General features: G+C 45.2%; 22 protein-coding genes, 1 other RNA gene and 1 other annotated feature. Of the genes, 22 read left to right on the forward strand and 1 reads right to left on the reverse strand.

Annotation, left to right across the window (positions count from 1 at the left end):
* Positions 1-56 precede the first annotated feature (56 nt).
* From AC0DBE_RS01510 to AC0DBE_RS01530, 5 genes are all read left to right on the forward strand, one after another.
* The gene (locus AC0DBE_RS01510; protein ID WP_003222701.1) at positions 57-227 is read left to right on the forward strand and encodes a YrzK family protein; all 171 of its coding nucleotides are present in this window, start codon (positions 57-59) and stop codon (positions 225-227) included.
* 59 nt (positions 228-286) lie between these two features.
* Positions 287-518 (forward strand) — a binding site (T-box leader).
* A 90-nt stretch (positions 519-608) separates the two neighbouring features.
* Positions 609-1,883 (forward strand): histidine--tRNA ligase, encoded by a 1,275-nt coding sequence (gene hisS / locus AC0DBE_RS01515; protein WP_268454872.1) that lies wholly within the window; start codon positions 609-611, stop codon positions 1,881-1,883.
* A 13-nt stretch (positions 1,884-1,896) separates the two neighbouring features.
* Complete coding sequence (gene aspS / locus AC0DBE_RS01520) at positions 1,897-3,675, forward strand: aspartate--tRNA ligase (protein WP_472960821.1); 1,779 nt, start codon at positions 1,897-1,899, stop codon at positions 3,673-3,675.
* A 61-nt stretch (positions 3,676-3,736) separates the two neighbouring features.
* Positions 3,737-3,929, forward strand: a non-coding RNA gene (gene ssrS / locus AC0DBE_RS01525) — 6S RNA.
* 82 nt (positions 3,930-4,011) lie between these two features.
* Positions 4,012-4,776 carry a tRNA threonylcarbamoyladenosine dehydratase gene (locus tag AC0DBE_RS01530; protein WP_061186668.1) on the forward strand — a complete coding sequence of 255 codons (765 nt, stop codon included), beginning with the start codon at positions 4,012-4,014 and terminating at the stop codon, positions 4,774-4,776.
* Positions 4,777-4,819: 43 nt separating this feature from the next.
* Here the strand turns inward: AC0DBE_RS01530 and AC0DBE_RS01535 are convergent, their stop codons facing one another.
* Complete coding sequence (locus AC0DBE_RS01535) at positions 4,820-6,085, reverse strand: replication-associated recombination protein A (RefSeq protein ID WP_087986790.1); 1,266 nt, start codon at positions 6,083-6,085, stop codon at positions 4,820-4,822.
* Positions 6,086-6,286: 201 nt separating this feature from the next.
* Here AC0DBE_RS01535 and cymR point away from each other — a divergent pair, with 201 nt between their 5' ends.
* The 17 genes from cymR to AC0DBE_RS01620 all read left to right on the forward strand — a co-directional run bounded on the left by cymR (position 6,287) and on the right by AC0DBE_RS01620 (position 22,521).
* Positions 6,287-6,703 carry a cysteine metabolism transcriptional regulator CymR gene (cymR, locus tag AC0DBE_RS01540; RefSeq protein ID WP_003225879.1) on the forward strand — a complete coding sequence of 139 codons (417 nt, stop codon included), beginning with the start codon at positions 6,287-6,289 and terminating at the stop codon, positions 6,701-6,703.
* Between the two features lie 18 nt (positions 6,704-6,721).
* Positions 6,722-7,864, forward strand: a complete 1,143-nt coding sequence (locus AC0DBE_RS01545) for a cysteine desulfurase family protein (protein WP_472960826.1) — start codon at positions 6,722-6,724, stop codon at positions 7,862-7,864.
* A 27-nt stretch (positions 7,865-7,891) separates the two neighbouring features.
* Positions 7,892-9,007: a tRNA 2-thiouridine(34) synthase MnmA gene (gene mnmA / locus AC0DBE_RS01550; RefSeq protein ID WP_087986794.1), complete on the forward strand. Its 1,116-nt coding sequence runs from the start codon at positions 7,892-7,894 to the stop codon at positions 9,005-9,007.
* Between the two features lie 85 nt (positions 9,008-9,092).
* Complete coding sequence (locus AC0DBE_RS01555) at positions 9,093-9,713, forward strand: tetratricopeptide repeat protein (RefSeq protein ID WP_472961327.1); 621 nt, start codon at positions 9,093-9,095, stop codon at positions 9,711-9,713.
* Positions 9,714-9,738: 25 nt separating this feature from the next.
* A complete protein-coding gene (gene recD2, locus AC0DBE_RS01560; protein WP_072566616.1) occupies positions 9,739-12,135 on the forward strand; it encodes an SF1B family DNA helicase RecD2 in 2,397 nt (798 codons plus the stop codon).
* A gap of 56 nt (positions 12,136-12,191) precedes the next feature.
* Positions 12,192-12,716 (forward strand): PRC-barrel domain-containing protein, encoded by a 525-nt coding sequence (locus AC0DBE_RS01565; RefSeq protein WP_072566615.1) that lies wholly within the window; start codon positions 12,192-12,194, stop codon positions 12,714-12,716.
* An 11-nt stretch (positions 12,717-12,727) separates the two neighbouring features.
* The gene (locus tag AC0DBE_RS01570; protein ID WP_003225893.1) at positions 12,728-12,919 is read left to right on the forward strand and encodes a hypothetical protein; all 192 of its coding nucleotides are present in this window, start codon (positions 12,728-12,730) and stop codon (positions 12,917-12,919) included.
* 21 nt (positions 12,920-12,940) lie between these two features.
* On the forward strand, positions 12,941-13,072 hold the full coding sequence (locus AC0DBE_RS01575) for a YrzQ family protein (RefSeq protein WP_003225895.1): 132 nt from the start codon (positions 12,941-12,943) through the stop codon (positions 13,070-13,072).
* Between the two features lie 94 nt (positions 13,073-13,166).
* Positions 13,167-14,228, forward strand: a complete 1,062-nt coding sequence (locus tag AC0DBE_RS01580) for an AI-2E family transporter (RefSeq protein WP_072566614.1) — start codon at positions 13,167-13,169, stop codon at positions 14,226-14,228.
* A 333-nt stretch (positions 14,229-14,561) separates the two neighbouring features.
* A complete protein-coding gene (alaS, locus tag AC0DBE_RS01585; RefSeq protein WP_472960830.1) occupies positions 14,562-17,198 on the forward strand; it encodes an alanine--tRNA ligase in 2,637 nt (878 codons plus the stop codon).
* An 84-nt stretch (positions 17,199-17,282) separates the two neighbouring features.
* Positions 17,283-17,549: an IreB family regulatory phosphoprotein gene (locus tag AC0DBE_RS01590; RefSeq protein ID WP_003225903.1), complete on the forward strand. Its 267-nt coding sequence runs from the start codon at positions 17,283-17,285 to the stop codon at positions 17,547-17,549.
* A gap of 7 nt (positions 17,550-17,556) precedes the next feature.
* Positions 17,557-17,973 carry a Holliday junction resolvase RuvX gene (gene ruvX / locus AC0DBE_RS01595; RefSeq protein ID WP_003225905.1) on the forward strand — a complete coding sequence of 139 codons (417 nt, stop codon included), beginning with the start codon at positions 17,557-17,559 and terminating at the stop codon, positions 17,971-17,973.
* Between the two features lie 17 nt (positions 17,974-17,990).
* The gene (locus AC0DBE_RS01600; RefSeq protein ID WP_003237470.1) at positions 17,991-18,272 is read left to right on the forward strand and encodes a DUF1292 domain-containing protein; all 282 of its coding nucleotides are present in this window, start codon (positions 17,991-17,993) and stop codon (positions 18,270-18,272) included.
* 140 nt (positions 18,273-18,412) lie between these two features.
* The gene (gene mltG, locus AC0DBE_RS01605) at positions 18,413-19,495 is read left to right on the forward strand and encodes an endolytic transglycosylase MltG (RefSeq protein ID WP_072182147.1); all 1,083 of its coding nucleotides are present in this window, start codon (positions 18,413-18,415) and stop codon (positions 19,493-19,495) included.
* 150 nt (positions 19,496-19,645) lie between these two features.
* Positions 19,646-20,299: an O-methyltransferase gene (locus AC0DBE_RS01610; protein ID WP_014114600.1), complete on the forward strand. Its 654-nt coding sequence runs from the start codon at positions 19,646-19,648 to the stop codon at positions 20,297-20,299.
* A gap of 5 nt (positions 20,300-20,304) precedes the next feature.
* A complete protein-coding gene (locus tag AC0DBE_RS01615; protein ID WP_072182146.1) occupies positions 20,305-21,234 on the forward strand; it encodes a peptidase U32 family protein in 930 nt (309 codons plus the stop codon).
* 18 nt (positions 21,235-21,252) lie between these two features.
* Complete coding sequence (locus AC0DBE_RS01620; protein ID WP_014114598.1) at positions 21,253-22,521, forward strand: peptidase U32 family protein; 1,269 nt, start codon at positions 21,253-21,255, stop codon at positions 22,519-22,521.
* Positions 22,522-22,526: the final 5 nt, after the last annotated feature.

Here is a 22,526-nt window from a genome sequence, read left to right on the forward strand (position 1 = left end):
AAATAAAATGATTTGTTTATACTAGGCATAAATACAATCAAAAAGGTGTGCAAATCATGAAATATCATCCAAAAATGGGACGTGCATTTCACGACGGTGAAGCAAATCTGCATTACAGCGATCACGCAGATCCCGAAACGACCGGTTATCTTACTGAAACAGCATCTGAATTTGGTCTTATGTCCAAAGAAGCAGCGATGAGGAAAAACAACCGGAATAAAGCTTGACAGAGAACCCCAATCCCATTATTATAATAGAAATTGAGTACATAGCAAATAATGAAAGATTTGAACCAATAATGGAGAAGAGTAGGTCAGATTGCATGGCTAGAGAGGAACCGCCCCAGGCTGAAAGCGGATCCCATTGCGTCTTTCTCGAAACAACACTCCGGAGGTTTCCTGCTGAACGCGTTAATCCCGTCATTAGGCAGTGAACGTGAACCTGCGTTAAAGGATCGAGCGGGAATATGAATATATTCCAACTAGGGTGGCACCACGGGTATAACTCTCGTCCCTACTATACATGTATAGTAGGGACGAGAGTTTTTTTCATTTTCATCATTACCGATCATTGTATATTTTATAAGGAATACATAAGGAGGCCTACATATGGGATATAGCATTCCAAGAGGAACACAGGATATTCTGCCTGGAGAATCAGGTCGCTGGCAGTTTGTTGAACAAATTATGAGAGACACTTGCCGCACTTATCAATATAAAGAAATCCGCACACCGATTTTTGAGCATACAGAACTGTTTGCCAGAGGCGTCGGAGAATCGACGGATATCGTACAAAAAGAAATGTATACTTTTCAGGACCGAAAAGGCAGAAGCCTGACGCTTCGTCCGGAAGGAACAGCAGCGGCGGTTCGCGCTTTTAATGAAAACAAGCTATTCGCAAATCCTGTCCAGCCGACAAAGCTTTATTATGTCGGGCCGATGTTCCGTTATGAACGTCCGCAGACGGGCCGCTACCGCCAGTTTTATCAGTTTGGAATTGAAGCGATAGGCTCGAAAGATCCTGCAATCGATGCCGAAGTAATGGCGCTAGCGATGAGTATTTATCAAAAAGCAGGCTTGCAAAACGTTAAGCTTGTCATAAACAGCCTCGGCGACCAAGAAAGCCGCAAAAGCTACAGAGAAGCGCTCGTAAAACATTTTGAGCCTCGCATCGAAGAGTTTTGTTCAGACTGCCAGTCACGTCTGCACACAAACCCGCTCAGAATCTTGGATTGCAAAAAAGACCGCGATCATGAGCTGATGAAATCGGCACCTTCGATTCTGACATATTTAAATGAAGAATCAGCCGCTTATTTTGAGAAAGTGAAACAATACTTAAACGATCTTGGCATTTCGTATGAAATTGACTCTAACCTTGTGAGAGGGCTGGATTATTACAACCATACCGCATTTGAAATCATGAGCAATGCGGAGGGCTTTGGCGCGATTACGACACTTGCCGGCGGAGGACGCTACGACGGACTTGTCGAACAAATCGGCGGTCCTGAAGCGCCGGGCATCGGATTTGCGATGAGCATTGAACGCCTGCTTGCCGCAATTGATGCTGAAAAAAGAGAGCTGCCTGTTGATCAGGGAATCGACTGTTATATCGTCACACTCGGCGAAAAAGCCAAGGATTATTCTGTTTCATTGGTGTACAAACTGAGAGAAGCAGGCATTTCCAGCGAAATCGATTATGAAAATAAGAAAATGAAAGGCCAGTTTAAAACAGCTGACCGCCTGAATGCCAGATTTATTGCGATTTTGGGTGAAGATGAGCTTGCCCAAAATAAAATCAATGTAAAGGATGCACAGACGGGCGAACAGATTGAAGTGGCACTTGATGAATTTATACATGTGATGAAGGCAAACCAAAAGGGATAAGGAGTGGAATGTATTGTTTGGAAGAACATATTATTGCGGTGATATAACTGAAAAAGCAATCGGTGAATCTGTAACGCTAAAAGGCTGGGTCCAAAAAAGACGGGATCTCGGCGGATTGATTTTTATTGACTTGCGTGACCGTACAGGAATTGTTCAAGTCGTGTTTAACCCTGATGTGTCAAAAGAAGCGCTTGCTATTGCGGAAGGCATCAGAAACGAATACGTGCTTGATATTCAAGGAAAAGTGGTGGCGCGTGAAGAAGGCACAGTCAATGCGAATTTGAAAACAGGCGCGATCGAAATTCACGCTGATGGAGTGACCGTATTAAGTGCTGCAAAGACACCTCCGTTTGCGATTTCTGATCAAGCTGAAGACGTATCAGAGGACGTCCGTTTAAAACACCGTTACTTAGATTTGCGCAGACCAGCTATGTTTCAAACGATGCAGATGCGACATAACGTGACGAAAGCTGTCCGCAGCTTTTTAGATGATAACGGGTTTCTTGATATTGAAACGCCGATTTTAACCAAAAGCACACCTGAGGGCGCACGTGACTACTTGGTGCCGAGCCGTGTGCACGAAGGTGAATTCTATGCGCTGCCTCAGTCTCCGCAGCTATTTAAACAGCTTCTGATGGTATCCGGCATTGAACGCTATTATCAGATTGCCCGCTGTTTCCGCGATGAAGACTTGCGTGCAGACCGCCAGCCTGAGTTTACGCAGATCGATATTGAAATGTCCTTTATGAGCCAGGAAGACATTATGTCATTGGCTGAAGATATGATGGCAAAGATTATGCGTGAAACAAAAGGTGTGGAACTCAAGCTTCCTCTTCCTCGTATGACGTATGACGAGGCGATGAACAGTTATGGTTCGGATAAACCGGATACGCGTTTTGATATGCTTTTGACAGATGTATCTGACATTGTGAAGGACACAGAATTTAAAGTATTCTCATCCGCTGTGGCAAACGGCGGTGTGGTAAAAGCCATCAATGTAAAAGGCGGAGCTGGCGATTACTCCAGAAAAGACATCGACGCTCTAGGCGCTTTTGCAGCTAACTACGGGGCGAAAGGACTTGCCTGGGTGAAAGTTGAGGCAGACGGAGTGAAAGGCCCGATCTCCAAATTCTTTGATGAAGAAAAGCAGTCTAAGCTGATTGAAGCACTTGATGCTGCTGAGGGTGATTTGCTGCTGTTCGGAGCGGATAAATTCGAAGTCGTAGCCGCATCACTCGGCGCCCTGCGCTTAAAGCTTGGGAAAGAACGAGGGCTGATTGACGAAAATCTGTTCAATTTCTTATGGGTCATCGACTGGCCGCTCTTAGAGCATGATCCGGAGGAAGGCCGTTTTTACGCAGCCCACCATCCGTTCACAATGCCTGTCCGTGAAGACCTTGAGTTGATTGAAACAGCGCCTGAAGACATGAAAGCACAAGCCTATGACCTCGTCTTAAACGGCTATGAGCTTGGCGGCGGTTCGATCCGTATTTTCGAAAAGGATATTCAGGAAAAAATGTTTGCGCTCCTCGGCTTCTCCCAAGAAGAAGCGGCTGAGCAGTTCGGATTCTTACTGGAAGCATTTGAATACGGCGCTCCTCCGCACGGCGGAATCGCGCTCGGCTTAGACCGTCTCGTCATGCTTCTCGCAGGACGTACGAACCTAAGAGATACAATTGCATTCCCGAAAACCGCAAGCGCAAGCTGCCTGATGACAGAAGCGCCAGGGGAAGTAAGCGACGCCCAGCTTGATGAGCTTCATCTTTCCATCAAGAAAAAAGTTAAGAACTAAATTGAGCAGTTCGATTCTTGAAAATCAAAATCGTCTGTGATATGATTTTGACAAGTTAAATAAAGTCCTGATGTGTTAGTTGTACACCTAGTTTTGACCGAACATTTTTTTGATTTGGGAGCCCGCATTTTTAAATGGCGTACATGCCTCTTTTCATTCGGTAAAGAGGACTTACAAGGTTTAAAAGAGGGCACCCACCTGCTGAGAGCGGGTTCAAAACAAAGGAAAGCTGCAACGGCACTATTGGGACTTTATTTTTTGTGCGCAGAAAAATCGGCTGCTCATGGATCAGCCATTTTATAGATGAAACCAGAATACGAATGTGGAGTGAGGTTCTTGTTACACCAGTTTTCACGCAATGAATTAGCTATCGGAAAAGAAGGCCTTGAAACGCTGAAAAACAGCACGGTTGCTGTGCTTGGGGTCGGCGGAGTCGGATCGTTCGCGGCGGAAGCTCTCGCGCGGTCAGGCGTCGGCCGCATTCTGCTTGTCGACAAAGATGATGTGGACATTACAAATGTAAACCGTCAGCTTCACGCGCTTCTTTCAACAGTCGGACAGCCGAAAGTTGATTTAATGAAAGCACGGATCGCAGACATTAACCCTGAGTGTGAAGTGATCGCGTTAAAAATGTTCTATACGGAAGAAACGTATGAGCAATTTTTTGAATATAATATTGACTATGTCATTGATGCGTCAGACACTATCCATTACAAAATCCATTTAATGAAAGAATGTTTGAAACGGGATATTCCGCTCATCTCCAGCATGGGTGCCGCGAATAAAACGGATCCGACACGCTTCCAAATCGCTGATATTTCAAAAACGCACACTGATCCAATTGCGAAGGTCGTCCGTACGAGATTACGCAAAGAGGGCATCAAAAAGGGCGTCCAAGTGATTTTCTCCGACGAAAGCCCGATTGTCATTCGGGAAGATGTCAGAAAAGAAGTGGGGAATGACGAAGCGAAAATCCGCAAAGCAAAAATGCCGCCATCCTCTAATGCTTTTGTGCCGTCAGTTGCCGGTTTGATTATGGGCGGACATGTTGTCATGGATCTTTTGAAAGACATTGAAATCAAACGCGTGAAGGATAAATAACGCATAAGAAACAGCCTTGATTATACGCAAGGCTGTTTTTGTTTTATTTTCTTTTCATTAATTTGTCATACACCTGCTTTAAGGCGGACTCGAATTTTCCTGTCTGTTTCGGCTTGTAATATTGCTTGTTCTTTAAAGGATCAGGGAGATATTGCTGTTCGACCCATCCGTTGTCGTAATTGTGCGGGTATTTATAGTCGATTCCTCTTCCTAATTCCTGAGCTCCTTTATAATGCGCGTCTTTTAAATGCTTCGGAATATCCCCGATTTTTCCGGCTCTGATATCTGCAAGCGCCTCATCGATTGCCAGAATGGCTGAGTTTGATTTTGGTGAGAGGCAAAGTTCAATGACTGCGTTGGCCAGCGGGATTCGCGCTTCGGGAAATCCGACTCGCTCCGCGGTCTGAATAGCGTGCAGCACTCTTGGACCGGCATGCGGGCTTGCTAAGCCGATATCTTCATATGCGATGACAAGCAGTCGTCTTGCGATGCTTTCCAGATCACCGGCTTCAATTAATCTTGCCAAATAGTGAAGAGCGGCATTGGCATCAGAGCCGCGGATCGATTTTTGAAAAGCGGACAATACATCATAATGCGCATCACCATCTTTATCGTGAGAAAAGCTCTTTTTCTGCAAACATTCCTCCGCGGTTTCTAATGTAATATGAATCACGCCGTCGGCTGACTCCTTCGTTGACAAGACGGCCAGCTCAAGCGCATTTAAAGCGGAGCGGACATCTCCTCCGCATCCGCGGGCAAAATGCTCCATCGCCTGATCATCGATGGATACAGAATATGTGCCAAGGCCCCGATGCTCATCATGAAGCGCACGTTCCAGAGCCTGTTTAATCAGTTCCGGTGTTAACGGTTCAAGCTCAAAGATCTGTGTCCGGCTTCTGATCGCCGGATTAATGGCATGATATGGGTTTGCCGTGGTTGCTCCAATCAAAATGATCATCCCGTTTTCTAAATAGGGCAAAAGAAAATCTTGCTTCCCTTTATCCAGCCTGTGAACTTCATCCAGAATCAAAATCACCTGGCCTGACATTTTAGCTTCCTGGGCTACGATTTCCATATCTTTTTTATTGTTAATGACAGCATTGAGCTTTCGAAAAGCAATACTTGTTGAACCGGCGATTGCTGTTGCGATTGATGTTTTTCCAATCCCGGGCGGTCCGTACAAAATCATGGATGACAAATGTTTTGCCTGAACCATTCTGCCGATAATTTTATCTTCAGCCACCAGATGCTGCTGGCCGATAATATCCTCTATTTTTGTCGGACGCATCCGATATGCCAATGGCTTCATCATCATCTCTCCTTACTTAATTACAGGGTAACGGAAAAGCGGACATTAGAAAAGGGGGAAGGCCCGTTTCCGCCTGCCTCAATGAAAATTAGCTGAAGGTATGTTATAATAACAGTTGGTCTATTAGATAATAAACGGACGAATCATATAGAAATTACCATTATAAATGTGGAAAATCATGAAATAACAGAGGTGTTCATGTTGAAAATATCAACTAAGGGAAGATACGGTCTCACGATTATGATCGAGCTTGCAAAAAAGCATGGTGAAGGCCCGACTTCATTAAAAAGCATCGCACAGACGAATAATTTGTCCGAGCATTATTTGGAGCAGCTGGTATCGCCGCTCAGAAATGCCGGTTTAGTGAAAAGCATCAGAGGCGCATATGGCGGATATGTATTAGGCAGCGAGCCGGATGCGATTACGGCGGGAGATATTATCCGTGTACTCGAGGGGCCGATCAGTCCTGTTGAAGTGCTGGAAGACGAGGAGCCTGCCAAGCGCGAGCTCTGGATTCGCATACGGGATGCCGTGAAAGAGGTTTTAGACAGTACAACATTAGAGGATCTTGCCAGCTATACAGACGGAGAGCAAGAAGCTTATATGTTCTATATTTAGATCAGAGGTGTAAACATAATGGAACGGATTTATTTAGATCATGCCGCAACGTCTCCGATGGATGAGCGTGTGCTCGAAAAAATGATACCGCATTTCTCCGGCAATTTCGGCAATCCATCCAGTATCCATTCATTTGGAAGAGAATCTCGAAAATGGGTGGACGAAGCAAGAGCGCAGATTGCAGCAGAAATCGGAGCGGCAGAGCAGGAGATCATTTTTACAAGCGGGGGAACGGAAGCCGATAACTTGGCGATTATGGGAACCGCGCGTGCAAGAAAAGATCTGGGCAAACATATCATCACGACAAAAATTGAGCATCACGCTGTGCTCCACACATGTGAAAAACTCGAGGAAGACGGATTTGAAGTAACGTATCTAGACGTTGACCAAAATGGAAGAGTCAGTGCAAAACAGGTGAAAGAAGCACTGCGTGATGATACAATCCTTGTGACAGTGATGTATGGAAATAATGAAGTCGGAACAGTGCAGCCGATCGATGAAATCGGTGAGCTGCTGAAGGAACACCAGTCATATTTTCATACCGATGCTGTTCAGGCATTCGGATTGCTGCCAATTGACGTAAAAAACAGCCATATTGACCTTCTGTCTGTTTCTGGGCACAAGCTCAACGGGCCAAAAGGGACAGGCTTTTTATATGCAAGTAAAGATGTGAAACTTTCCCCGCTCTTATTCGGAGGAGAGCAAGAAAGAAAACGCCGTGCCGGTACAGAAAATGTTCCCGGCATTGTCGGGCTGAAAGAAGCTATCAAGCTGTCAAGTGAAGAACGGGACGAAAAAAACGAGAAGTATCAATCGTTTAAAACTATCATTGCTGACACGCTTGAAAATGCCGGTGTGGCATTCGAGATTAACGGGGACAAAGAGCATAGTCTGCCGCATGTTCTGAATCTTTATTTCCCCGGTGTATCAGTGGAAGCGCTGCTGGTGAATCTTGACATGGCGGGAGTCGCTGTCTCAAGCGGATCAGCGTGCACGGCCGGTTCAGTCCTGCCGTCACATGTTCTGACTGCCATGTTCGGAGAAGAAAGTGACCGGCTGACGTCCTCGATTCGGATCAGCTTCGGCCTCGGCAATACGGCTGAGCAAGTGAAAACTGCTGCCAAACATGTGGCTGACGTTGTAAAACGGCTCACACAATAAGGCGGCTTAGTTATTGGAGTGAATGAAATGGAAAAACGGCCGGAAGATACTAGAGTTGTCGTCGGCATGTCCGGCGGAGTGGACTCCTCTGTGGCGGCCCTGCTGTTAAAAGAACAGGGCTATGATGTAATCGGAATCTTTATGAAAAACTGGGATGATACGGACGAAAACGGTTTTTGCACGGCGACAGAGGATTATGAAGATGTGATCCGCGTCTGCAACCAAATCGGAATTCCGTACTATGCCGTAAATTTTGAAAAGCAATATTACGAGAAGGTATTTCAATACTTCCTTGATGAATATAAAGCAGGCAGAACACCAAACCCGGATGTGCTGTGCAACAAAGAAATTAAATTCAAGGCATTTTTGGAGCACGCCCTGTCACTTGGCGCTGATTATTTAGCGACTGGCCACTATGCAAGGGTAGACAGAAGCGGCGGCAAAGTCAGAATGTTGCGCGGCATTGATGAAAACAAGGATCAAACGTACTTCTTGAATCAGCTGACAGAAGATACGCTAAGCAAAGTCATGTTCCCGATCGGCGAGCTTCAAAAAAGCCGTGTGCGTGAAATTGCCAAAGAAGCAGATCTTGCAACAGCGACGAAAAAAGACAGTACGGGCATCTGTTTTATCGGCGAACGCAACTTCAAAACGTTTCTCAGCCAATACCTCCCTGCACAGCCGGGCGATATGATGACGATGGACGGAGAAGTAAAAGGACGCCACGACGGGTTAATGTACTACACGATCGGACAGCGTCACGGCCTTGGCATCGGCGGAAGCGGCGAGCCGTGGTTTGCAGTTGGTAAAGATCTTGAAAAAAACATTCTCTACGTGGATCAAGGGTTCCATAACCCGCTTCTTTATTCCGACAAAATCACAGCAACAAATATCAGCTGGGTTCGTTCGGATATCATGAAGGGCGAAGAGATTGTCTGCACGGCAAAATTCCGTTACCGCCAAGAAGATCATAAAGTAACGGTGCGCATGACAGGTGAAGGCGAAGCGGAAGTCATCTTTGATGAACAAGTCCGCGCTGTAACGCCTGGACAAGCCGTTGTCTTCTATGACGGCGAAGAATGCCTTGGCGGCGGAACAATTGATGATGTGTACAAAGACGGAACAAAATTGTGGTACGTATAAAAGATGAAAAACCTCAACACTGAGTTGGGGTTTTTTAATGAAAGGAAGATGATCGGTGGATTATAATCAACTCGGTATAGAGGCGATGCAGGAAGGCGATTACGAGAAAGCGGCAGAGGCATTTACAAAAGCGATTGAAGAAAATAAAGAAGACGCGATTCCTTATATCAATTTTGCTAACCTGCTTTCATCCGTAAACGAGCTGGAACGGGCGCTTGCGTTTTATGATAAAGCGCTTGAATTAGACAATAACGCAGCCACTGCTTATTATGGAGCAGGAAATGTCTATGTTGTAAAAGAAATGTACAAAGAAGCGAAAGACATGTTTGAAAAAGCATTTCGAGCCGGGATGGAAAACGGCGACCTGTTCTACATGCTCGGAACGGTTCTTGTCAAGCTCGAACAGCCTAAGCTTGCACTGCCGTATTTACAAAGAGCGGTCGAACTGAATGAAAATGATACGGAAGCGCGCTTTCAATTTGGGATGTGCTTAGCGAACGAGGGCATGCTGGACGAAGCGCTCAGCCAATTCGAAGCTGTAACAGAGCAAGATCCGGACCACGCCGATGCATTTTATAATGCGGGTGTTGCTTATGCTTATAAAGAAAATCGAGAAAAAGCACTGGAAATGCTGGACAAGGCGATCGACATCCAGCCAGATCATATGCTTGCGCTTCATGCTAAAAAACTAATCGCCCCATCATAACAGGCACAGGAGGAGGGAAAAGCTCGTGCAGCAGCATCCGGATCAGCTTAAACTGGAGGAAGAGCCCTATTTAAAGGGGACAGTCAACACAGTCATCTATCATAACGACACCAATTTATATACGGTTCTGAAAGTAAAAGTCACAGAAACCTCCGAAGCGATTGAAGATAAAGCCGTATCCGTGACGGGCTACTTCCCTGCGCTTCAAGAAGAAGAGACCTACACGTTTTACGGAAAGATCGTAACCCATCCAAAATTCGGGCTCCAATTTCAGGCGGAGCATTTCAAAAAGGAGATCCCGACGACTAAGGAAGGCATCATTCAGTATTTATCGAGTGATTTGTTCGAGGGAATCGGCAAAAAAACAGCTGAAGAAATTGTGAAAAAGCTGGGCGACAGTGCCATTAATAAAATTTTGGCCGACGCTTCCGTGCTTTATGATGTTCCGAGACTGTCAAAAAAGAAAGCTGATACGCTAGCCGGCGCTTTGCAGCGGCATCAGGGACTTGAGCAAATCATGATTTCCCTGAATCAGTTCGGCTTTGGCCCTCAGCTGTCTATGAAAATCTATCAGGCCTATGAATCCGAGACGCTTGAAAAGATTCAGGAAAACCCTTATCAGCTTGTGAAAGATGTAGAAGGGATCGGGTTTGGGAAAGCGGATGAGCTTGGCAGCAGAATGGGACTTTCGGGTAATCATCCTGAGCGGGTAAAAGCCGCCATTTTGTACACGCTTGAAACGACTTGTCTGTCAGAAGGGCATACGTACATAGAAACGGAGCAGCTGATTATCGACACCCAATCACTGTTGAACCAGTCAGCAAGGGAAGGACAGCGCATCACAGAAATGGATGCCGCTAACGCGATTATTGCCCTTGGAGAAAATAAAGACATTGTCATAGAAGACGGACGCTGTTATTTTCCATCGCTGTTTTACGCAGAACAAAACGTTGCAAAGCGTGTGAAACATATCGCAAGCCAAACCGAATATGATGACCAGTTTCCTGAATCAGAATTTCTGCTCGCTTTAGGAGAACTGGAAGAACGGATGAATGTTCAGTATGCCCCGAGCCAGAAGGAAGCGATTCAAAAAGCCCTTTCCTCACCAATGCTTCTTTTAACTGGAGGCCCGGGAACAGGGAAAACGACGGTAATCAGAGGAATTGTCGAACTATACGGAGAGCTTCACGGCGTGTCACTAGACCCGTCAGCTTATAAAAAGGATGAAGCTTTTCCGGTTGTATTGGCCGCACCGACAGGAAGAGCGGCGAAACGGATGAGTGAATCAACGGGTCTTCCGGCAGTCACGATACACAGGCTGCTTGGCTGGAACGGCGCTGAAGGCTTTACCCATACAGAGGATCAGCCGATCGAAGGAAAGCTGTTAATTATCGATGAAGCCAGCATGCTTGATATATGGCTGGCGAACCACTTGTTCAAGGCGATCCCTGATCATATTCAAATCATCATTGTCGGAGATGAAGATCAACTGCCTTCTGTCGGTCCGGGCCAAGTGCTGAGAGACCTTTTGGCATCTAAGGTAATTCCGACTGTGAGACTGACAGACATCTACCGCCAGGCTGAGGGGTCATCAATCGTTGAGCTTGCCCACCAGATGAAAAATGGATTGCTGCCGAACAATTTGACTGCCCCGACGAAGGATCGTTCCTTTATTCGCTGCGGCGGCTCGCAAATAAAAGAAGTAGTCGAAAAGGTTGTCGCCAATGCATTGAAAAAAGGCTATACGGCAAAGGACATACAGGTTCTCGCCCCGATGTACAGAGGGAAAGCAGGCATCAATGAACTGAACGTGATGCTGCAGGACATCTTGAATCCTCCTAAAGAAAAACGGAGAGAATTGAAGTTCGGAGATGTTGTCTACAGAACCGGAGATAAAATTTTGCAGCTTGTCAATCAGCCGGAAAACAATGTGTTCAACGGAGATATTGGCGAAATCACGTCGATATTTTATGCGAAGGAAAATACAGAAAAAGAAGACATGGCCGTTGTTAATTTTGACGGCAATGAAATGACATTTACGAAAAAAGATTTTAACCAGTTTACCCATGCGTATTGCTGCTCTATTCATAAATCGCAGGGAAGTGAATTTCCGATTGTGGTTTTGCCTGTTGTAAAAGGCTACTATAGAATGCTCAGAAGAAACCTTCTTTATACCGCTATTACAAGAGCAAAGAAATTTCTCATTTTATGCGGGGAAGAGGAGGCGCTGGAGTGGGGCGTAAAAAATAATGACGCAACTGTCAGACAGACTTCCTTGAAAAACAGGCTGTCATTACAGATTGAGGAAATGGATGCCGAGCTTGAGGCTTTGCAAAAAGAGCTCCCGTTCAGTGTGCACGATGCCAATATTGGTATGGAAGGCATTACACCATTCGATTTTATGAAAGAAGAACAGCTGTAAAAAGGCTCCCGTGTTAGCGGGAGTTTTTTCATTTGCAGTGGAAGTGATTTCATCGTATGAGTCAAAGGCGCAAAGCAAAACCTAAGCCTGTTCAACAAAAGGTGGTTGATCACACTTTGAGAACATGCCATGAGATAGAAGGATTCCCAGTATACTCAGAACGAACTTCTTGTTATCTTGGGACAATTTCCGATATTTGTTTTTCTCTGACAGGAGATTGTCTCGGGTTTATTCTTGCACAAAAACGGTTTTTGCATCATCATCATGCGCTTTTACGGGCGTGTGATATCTCTTGCATTCTTGATGACCGCATATTGGCCTCGGTCAGTTCTGGCCAGCTTCTGCCTCTTCCGAAGTCATGCTTCACATACGAGCAGATGAAAATGAAGCTTGTGAAATCGCAAGAGGGAGATATATTGGGGATGCTGGAAGATGTATACTTTTGTTTGGACAGGGGCATAATCGTAGCATATGAACTCTCGGACGGTTTCTTTTCTGACCTGGCGGGAAGCAAGCGCCAGATCCAAAAAGCGGATTCGCTTGTCGAGGTGCGGAAAGATGAGATCGTTCTGAACGGATAGAGGTGTGAGATATGCTTATATGCCCGAACTGCAAAAGTAAGGATATCGGGAAAATTGGCGTAAACCAATATTATTGCTGGGGTTGTTTTATTGAACTGACAGTCGCGAAAGGGAAGATTGCAACTCATCAGGTGGAAGAGGACGGAACGTTAAGCAGCTTGGATGATTTGTTTTCTGAGGATGAACGCAGCATCAATTTTTGATCATGAAGGGAGATGCGCAGGATGAATCGGACGATGACTTCTCTTTTGGCATTAGGAGCCGGGGCTCTCGTGTACCGAATGGCGACTCAATCCGATATGCTGAATAATCGAAGCATGAAGCGGATGAGAAGAAGAATAACGAAAATGTTTTAATGTGAAAAAGGATACTCTTTGAGTATCCTTTTTGTTATGAGGAGAGAGAATAATTCCCACCGTTCCTCAAAAGATATAGAAGAGGTGAAAGCAGATGCTTCAAAAACCGGTGCAGCTTTTGTTGTGGGTGGCAATTTGTTTGCTGGTCCTGTTAACAGTTTACGTCTTTTTTATGCTTGATATGTTATGGTCGCCTTTTTGGCTCGTCATAAAAACGATCTTTATTCCCTTAATCATTTCTATTTTTATTTCTTATTTATTACTTCCGGTCACGGAGTGGCTGCACGGCAAAGGATTGCCGAGGACTTTGAGCATCCTGGTGATTTATGTTCTTTTTTTTGGCGGAATTGGCTGGGCGCTGTATAAAGGGGTGCCTGTTTTAATTGTGCAGCTGACGGATTTATCAGAAAATATACCTATGTTTGCCGAAACGTATAACGGGCTCCTTCTTCATGTGCATAACCATACTGATGACTGGCCTGACGGCATGCACCATCGTATAGATAAAATGATCCGCCAGACGGAGGCGTTTTTTGCGGGAACGATAGAAGGTGCAATCAGCGGGATCCGCAACGTGCTTGATTATTTCTTAATTGCGGCAACAATTCCTTTTCTCGTGTTTTATATGGTAAAGGATATTGAGTTGATGAAAAAGACAGTATGGTACTTGACCCCGAAGTCGTGGAGAAAGCGGGGAAGCGCCTTTTTGCGGGATGTGGATGACTCCCTTGGCGATTACATCCGCGGCCAGCTTCTGGTCTGCTTGATTCTCGGCGTGATGGCGGGCATTACGTTCTGGATATTCGGACTTCCGTATCCGTTGATCTTAGGTCTTATTTCTGGGATAACGAATGTCATACCGTATTTTGGTCCGTTTATCGGAGCGATTCCTGCGCTTTTAATTGCGATGACGGTCTCAGTCAAAGCGATTCTTGTTGTGGTGATTACAGTGTTTATTCTGCAGTTTATGGAAGGGAATATCCTCAGTCCGTTCATTGTCGGCAGAAGCCTTAAAATGCATCCTGTCGTCATCATGCTTGCACTGCTTGCCGGAGGAGAGCTTGCGGGAATCGTCGGAATGATTCTGGCTGTTCCTGCGACGGCTGTTTTAAAAGTGATGATGATCCATTTTTTACGGATGAGGACGGAGCATTGACATTGGCGTGCAGCTTGTCTATAATTTCTCGTAGAATACATACGAATCTCGAGTGACGGATCTGAGTACGCCGAAGCCCTGTTAAAGAGAGAAGCTCCGTAAGCTGAAAGGAGCTTTATCAGAAGATCGGAGGAAGCTAATCCTGAGTGCAGTTAATCACTGCCGCATATCCTGCGTTACAGGGTAAAAGGTGACGGGCGAATGTTAAGGCCCGTAATCAGGGTGGTACCGCGAGACAGCTCTCGTCCCTGTGTAAACGCGTGGTTTGCATAGGGGGAGGGCTTTTTTGCTGTCACTAAAGAGAATTTCGATTTTTATAGAGGAGGAAATACAATGAAACACTTAACTTCTGCGGAAGTGCGTCAAATGTTTTTGGATTTCTTTAAAGAAAAAGGACATGCGGTAGAGCCGAGCGCCTCATTAGTGCCTCATGAGGATCCTTCACTGCTTTGGATCAACAGCGGTGTTGCGACGCTGAAAAAATATTTTGACGGCCGTGTTGTTCCGGAAAATCCAAGAATCGTAAACGCTCAAAAAGCGATCAGAACAAACGATATAGAAAATGTAGGTAAAACTGCGCGCCATCACACATTCTTTGAAATGCTCGGAAACTTTTCCATCGGCGATTATTTCAAAGAAGAAGCCATTACATGGGCGTGGGAGTTTTTAACGAGTGACAAGTGGATCGGTTTCGACAAAGAGCTTCTCTCTGTTACGGTTCACCCTGAAGATGAAGAGGCGTATGAATTCTGGGCGAAAAAAATCGGTATTCCTGAGGAAAGAATTATTCGCCTGGAAGGGAACTTCTGGGACATCGGTGAAGGACCGAGCGGACCGAACACGGAGATCTTCTACGACCGCGGTGAGGCATACGGAAACGATCCAGAAGATCCGGAGCTTTACCCAGGCGGAGAAAACGACCGTTACCTGGAAGTATGGAATCTTGTGTTCTCTGAGTTCAACCATAACCCTGACGGTACGTACACGCCGCTTCCGAAGAAAAACATTGATACGGGCATGGGGCTTGAAAGAATGGTATCAGTCATCCAGAATGTCCCGACAAACTTTGATACCGATTTATTTGTTCCAATCATCAAAGCAACAGAAACCATTTCCGGTGAAACATACGGCACAGACAATGTGAAAGATACTGCGTTTAAAGTGATTGCCGACCACATCAGAACGGTTGCCTTTGCTGTCAGTGACGGAGCGCTTCCGTCAAATGAAGGCCGCGGCTATGTATTAAGACGCTTATTGCGCCGGGCTGTGCGTTATGCCAAAACGATCAACATCCACCGCCCGTTCATGTACGATTTAGTGCCGGTTGTCGCTGAAATCATGGCTGATTTCTATCCTGAAGTGAAAGAGAAAGCGGATTTCATCGCAAAAGTCATCAAAACCGAGGAAGAGCGCTTCCACGAAACACTTAATGAAGGGCTTGCCATCCTGTCAGAAATGATCAAAAAAGAAAAAGACAAGGGCAGCAGCGTTATTTCAGGTGCTGACGTGTTTAAATTGTACGATACGTACGGATTCCCGGTTGAGCTGACTGAGGAATACGCAGAAGACGAGAACATGACGGTTGACCATAAAGGTTTTGAAGAAGAAATGAATCAGCAGCGTGAACGGGCAAGAAACGCTCGCCAGGATGTCGGCAGCATGCAGGTGCAGGGCGGCGCATTACGCGAGGTGACCGATGAAAGCACATTTGTCGGGTACTCTCAAACAAAAGCTGATGCCAATGTCATTGTGCTTCTTCAGGACGGCCAATTAATTGATGAGGCTCATGAAGGAGAAAGCGTACAAATTATTCTTAATGAAACACCATTCTATGCTGAAAGCGGCGGCCAAATCGGGGATAAAGGCTATCTCCGCAGCGAACAGGCAATAGTGAGAGTTAAAGATGTGCAAAAAGCGCCGAACGGCCAGCATGTGCATGAAGGTGTTGTCGAGAGCGGTACTGTACAAAAAGGCTTGCATGTAACTGCTGAAGTTGAAGACCATATGAGAAGCAGCGTCATTAAAAACCATACGGCAACGCATTTATTGCATCAGGCACTAAAAGACGTTCTAGGAACTCATGTCAATCAGGCAGGATCTCTTGTGACTGAAAACCGTCTTCGTTTTGACTTCTCGCATTTTGGCCAAGTGACAAAAGAAGAGCTTGAGCAAATTGAAAGAATCGTAAACGAAAAGATCTGGGCGAGCATCCCGGTCAGCATCGACTTGAAGCCGATCGCTGAAGCAAAAGAAATGGGCGCGATGGCTCTGTTCGGCGAAAAATACGGCGATATTGTCCGGGTCGTTCAAGTCGGAGATTATAGTTTAGAGCTATGCGGCGGCTGTCATGTCAGAAATACAGCAGAAATCGGTCTGTTTAAAATCGTTTCTGAATCTGGAATCGGAGCAGGCACAAGACGGATTGAAGCTGTAACGGGACAAGGCGCTTACGTCGAAATGAACAGCCAGATTTCAGTATTACAGCAGGCTGCTGACGAGCTGAAAACAAATATCAAAGAAGTGCCGAAACGGGTTGCGGCTCTGCAGGCTGAACTGAAGGAAGCACAAAGAGAAAAAGAATCTCTTCTTGCGAAACTCGGCAACGTGGAAGCAGGAGCGATCCTGTCGAAAGTAAAAGAAGTTGACGGCGTGAGTGTGCTTGCGGAAAAAGTAAATGCGAAAGATATGAACCATCTGCGCACAATGGTGGATGAACTCAAAGCAAAGCTTGGCTCTGCGGTGATCGTGCTTGGTGCGGTACAAAACGATAAAGTCAATATCTCTGCCGGAGTCACAAAGGATCTCATTGAGAAAGGCCTACATGCCGGCAAGCTGGTCAAACAAGCTGCGGAAGTTTGCGGCGGAGGCGGCGGAGGCCGTCCGGATATGGCACAGGCAGGCGGCAAACAGCCGGAAAAATTAGAAGAAGCTTTGGCTTCTGTAGAAGATTGGGTGAAATCCGTTTTATAATTTGCCCATGTAGTGTAGAATGATGGTAAGATTAGGACCCCAGGCTGAACTTTGCCTGCGAATTTGGGAAAGAGGTGCAAAACGGTGAGCTCGTTTGATAAAACGATGAAATTTAATTTCTCCGATGATTCTGCTGAGACTAACGTAAATGAGGTGCTGATTACAGTGTATGACGCGCTTCAGGAAAAGGGCTACAATCCAATCAATCAGATTGTCGGATACTTGCTGTCAGGTGATCCCGCTTATATTCCTAGGCATCGTGACGCTCGCAATTTAATTCGCAAACTTGAAAGAGACGAATTAATCGAGGAATTGGTGAAGTCTTATTTAGAACAGCATAAAGAGGCGTAAATAAAAAATGAGAATATTAGGACTCGATTTAGGAACCAAAACACTCGGTGTTGCTCTGAGCGATGAAATGGGCTGGACTGCCCAAGGCATTGAGACCATAAAGATCAATGAAGCGGAAGGCGATTATGGTTTATCCCGTTTATCTGAACTGATAAAGGAGTATACTATAGATAAAATCGTGCTCGGCTTTCCTAAGAACATGAACGGAACAGTCGGCCCGAGAGGCGAAGCCAGCCAAACATTTGCGAAAGTGCTTGAAACAACGTACAATGTTCCTGTTGTGCTGTGGGACGAGCGTCTTACCACAATGGCGGCTGAAAAAATGCTGATTGCCGCTGATGTCAGCAGGCAAAAACGAAAAAAAGTCATTGATAAAATGGCGGCTGTTATGATTTTGCAAGGATATCTTGACAGCTTAAATTAAAGCCAGAGGTGAAGGAAATGGAACACGGCGAAAAAAATATTACAATTGTTGACGATCAAGGAAATGAACAGCTTTGTGAAGTGCTGTTTACATTTGAAAACGAAGAGTTTGACAAGTCTTATGTGTTGTACTACCCAATCGAAACAAAAGATGATGAAGAAGTAGAAATTCTTGCTTCCAGCTTCACGCCAAACGAAGACGGTGAAAACGGTGAGCTATTCCCGATCGAAACTGACGAAGAATGGGATATGATCGAAGAAACACTAAACACGTTCTTAGCGGACGAAGACGAAGAATAAAACACCGCGCCAAACCAAAGCCGGAGCCATACTGCTCCGGCTTTTTTCTGCTGTATCAAGGCCCCTTTCCACCTTTTTTTGTAATAAATTGCCGAAATACAATGAATCATGTAGTATAAGAGCTGATGGGAGGAGACCTAATGTATATCAATCAGCAAAAAAAATCATTTTTCAATAAAAAAAGAATCATACTGTCTTCCATTATTGTGCTGCTTCTCATCATTGGCGGGGCATTTTTATATGGGAAATCATTGCTTGAACCTGTAGAAAAAGACAGTAAAACGACAGTTAACATTCACATTCCGAGCGGCTCGTCTGTTTCGTCCATCGCATCGATATTAAAGAAAAACGATGTCATAAAAAGCGAGAAGGCTTTTCAGTATTACGTGAAATATAAAGGCGCTTCCGGGTTTCAGGCGGGATTCTACCATCTGAATAAAGGAATGGATTTGGATGAGATAATTCATAAGCTGACAAGCGGGGCCACAAGCTATGCCTTTCAAATTACCGTGACTGAGGGAGCACAGCTGACACAAATTGCGGCCGCTATTGCTGATGAAACGAAATACTCTAAAAAACAAATCATAGCGAAGCTGGACGATGAAACATTTATCAATCAGCTGAAGAAAGAATTCCCGGACACTGTGACAAACGATGTTTTCAATAAAAACATTAAGCATCCGCTGGAAGGGTACCTGTTCCCGGCTACATACCCTTTTGACGATCCTGACACGTCACTTGAAGACATTATCACGGCAATGATCAAACAGACAAATTCTTACGTGGAAACATACAAATCAGAAATGAAGAAAAATAAACTATCTGTGCATAAGCTGCTGACGATGGCTTCTTTGATTGAAGAAGAAGCGACTGAAAAAGCCGACCGCCATAAAATTGCGAGTGTCTTTTATAACCGCCTGAAGAAGAAAATGCCGCTCCAAACAGATCCGACCGTGCTGTACGCGGCAGGCAAGCATAAAGATCGGGTACTTTATAAGGATCTGGAAATCGATTCACCGTACAATACGTACAAAAACACAGGACTGACGCCAGGGCCGATTGCCAATGCTGGCATGTCGTCATGGGAAGCGGCGCTGCATCCAGATCAAACGGACTATCTGTACTTCTTGGCCAAATCAAATGGTGAGGTCGTATTTACAAAAACGCTAAAAGAGCATAATAAAGCAAAAGAAAAATACATTACCTCAAAAAATGAGAAATAAAAGGAGAGCAAAAAGCTCTCCTTTTATTCGCTTTCCGCAAGGTTTTATGATAAAATATATCGGGTTGTTTACCGATGTATCATGATGTATTCAGAGAGTGTCCTGTGTAAAAAGACTGGGGCACTCCTTTTTAGAACGGAGCTGTTTGTTGTGACTGACCGGTATGAACAAATAAATGACTATATAGAAGCATTATTGAAGCCTCGGCCGGAAAACGTGAAGAAGCTTGAAGCATATGCAGAAGAACATCATGTCCCGATCATGGAAAAAGCGGGCATGGAGGTGTTGCTTCAAATTTTGTCTGTGAAACAGCCGAAAAAAATACTAGAAATCGGAACGGCCATTGGTTATTCCGCCATTCGAATGGCGTTGGAGCTGCCGTCTGCTGAAATATATACAATTGAACGCAATGAGAAACGGCATGAAGAAGCGGTAAACAATATCAAGGAATTTCAGCTTGATGACCGGATTCATGTTTTTTACGGAGACGCGCTTGAATTAGCCGACGCCGTTCATGTAACCGCGCCTTACGATGTCATTTTTATTGACGCTGCAAAAGGTCAGTATCAAAACTTTTTTCATTTATATGAACCGATGCTTTCACCGGACGGGGTGATTTTAACAGACAACGTGCTGTTTAAAGGTCTGGTGGCAGAGGATTACAGCAAAATAGAACCGAAAAGAAGGCGCAGGCTGGTAACAAAAATTGATGAATATAATCATTGGCTGATGAATCATCCCGATTATCAAACTGCGATTATTCCTGTCGGGGATGGACTTGCGATTAGTAAAAAGAAGAGGTGAACGTCATGAAAAAACCAGAGCTCTTAGTGACGCCGACGAGTACGGCGGACATTTTGCCGCTGATACAGGCGGGAGCAACTGCGTTTTTAGTTGGGGAACAGAGATACGGCTTGAGATTAGCCGGAGAATTTTCTCGTGAAGATGTAACAAAAGCCGTAGAGATGGCTCACAAAGAAGGGGCAAAAGTATACGTTGCTGTAAATGCAATTTTCCATAACGATAAAGTAGGTGAGCTTGGCGAATATCTGGCTTTCTTAGCGGAAACCGGTGTCGATGCAGCGGTATTCGGTGATCCTGCCGTGCTTATGGCTGCTCGTGAATCTGCGCCTGACATGAAGCTTCATTGGAGCACAGAAACGACAGGCACCAACTACTATACATGCAACTACTGGGGACGAAAAGGCGCGGCGCGTTCTGTGCTTGCCAGAGAGTTAAACATGGACAGCATTGTGGAGATTAAAGAAAACGCTGAAGTCGAAATTGAAATCCACGTGCATGGAATGACGTGCATGTTCCAATCGAAGCGTTCTTTGATTGGAAACTATTTTGAATACCAAGGCAAAGTCATGGACATTGAAGGAAAGAAAAAAGAATCGGGCATGTTCTTGCATGATAAAGAACGTGATAATAAATATCCGATTTTCGAAGACGAAAACGGCACGCACATCATGAGCCCGAATGATGTGTGCATCATTGATGAGCTTGAGGAATTGATTGATGCAGGCATTGATTCTTTCAAAATCGATGGTGTCCTGAAAACGCCTGAATACCTAATAGAAGTCACCAAAATGTACAGAGAAGCGATTGATCTGTGTGTGGAAAACCGTGACGAATACGAAGCGAAAAAAGAAGACTGGATTGAACGCATAGAAAGCATCCAGCCAGTGAACAGAAAAATCGATACCGGATTCTTCTTCAAAGAAACGGTTTATTAATCAAAAGGAGGTTAAGCTATGACTGCCGTAAATGATAAAATATCCACAATCGTCAATGGGAAGCGTGTGATTACAAAAAAGCCGGAGCTCCTCGCACCTGCGGGTAATCTTGAAAAGCTGAAAATCGCTGTTCATTACGGAGCGGACGCGGTCTTTATCGGAGGACAGGAATATGGGCTGCGCTCAAATGCCGATAACTTTACGATCGAAGAAATTGCAGAAGGCGTTGAATTCGCGAAACAATATGGCGCGAAGATCTACGTAACGACAAATATTTTCGCCCATAATGAAAACATGGACGGGCTTGAAGAATACTTGAAAGCACTTGGAGACGCCAACGTTGCCGGCATCATTGTGGCAGATCCGCTTATTATCGAAACATGCCGCAGAGTGGCGCCGAATGTTGAGGTTCACTTGAGCACACAGCAGTCTCTTTCAAACTGGAAGGCTGTCCAGTTCTGGAAGGAAGAAGGCCTTGACCGCGTCGTGCTGGCACGTGAAACAAGCGCTCTGGAAATCAGAGAAATGAAAGAAAAAGTAGATATCGAAATCGAATCCTTTATTCACGGCGCGATGTGTATCGCATATTCCGGCCGCTGTGTCCTGAGCAATCACATGACAGCGCGGGATTCCAATCGCGGAGGCTGCTGCCAGTCATGCCGCTGGGATTATGATCTTTATCAAACAGACGGTGCCAACGCCGTTGCCTTGTATGGTGAAGAAGATGCGCCATTTGCGATGAGCCCGAAAGATTTGAAGCTGATTGAATCCATTCCGAAAATGATCGAAATGGGCATCGACAGCTTAAAGATTGAAGGTCGCATGAAATCAATTCACTATGTAGCAACAGTTGTCAGCGTATACCGCAAAGTCATTGACGCCTATTGCGCTGATCCGGATAACTTTGTGATTCAAAAAGAATGGCTTGAAGAGCTTGATAAGTGTGCCAACCGGGACACTGCGACAGCTTTCTTTGAAGGAACGCCAGGCTATGAAGAGCAAATGTTCGGTGAGCACGCCAAAAAAACGACGTTTGATTTTGTCGGCTTAGTGCTGAATTATGATGAAGACACACAAATGGTCACACTTCAGCAGCGCAATTTCTTCAAAAAAGGCGACGAAGTGGAATTTTTCGGTCCGGAAATCGAAAACTTTACACATACGATTGAAACCATTTGGGACGAAGACGGTAATGAGCTAGATGCTGCCCGCCATCCCCTGCAAATTGTCAAATTCAAACTAGACAAAAAGATTTATCCGAGCAACATGATGAGAAAGGGGAAGTAACACCC

It is taken from the genome of Bacillus sp. VA15 (genome assembly GCF_055721145.1).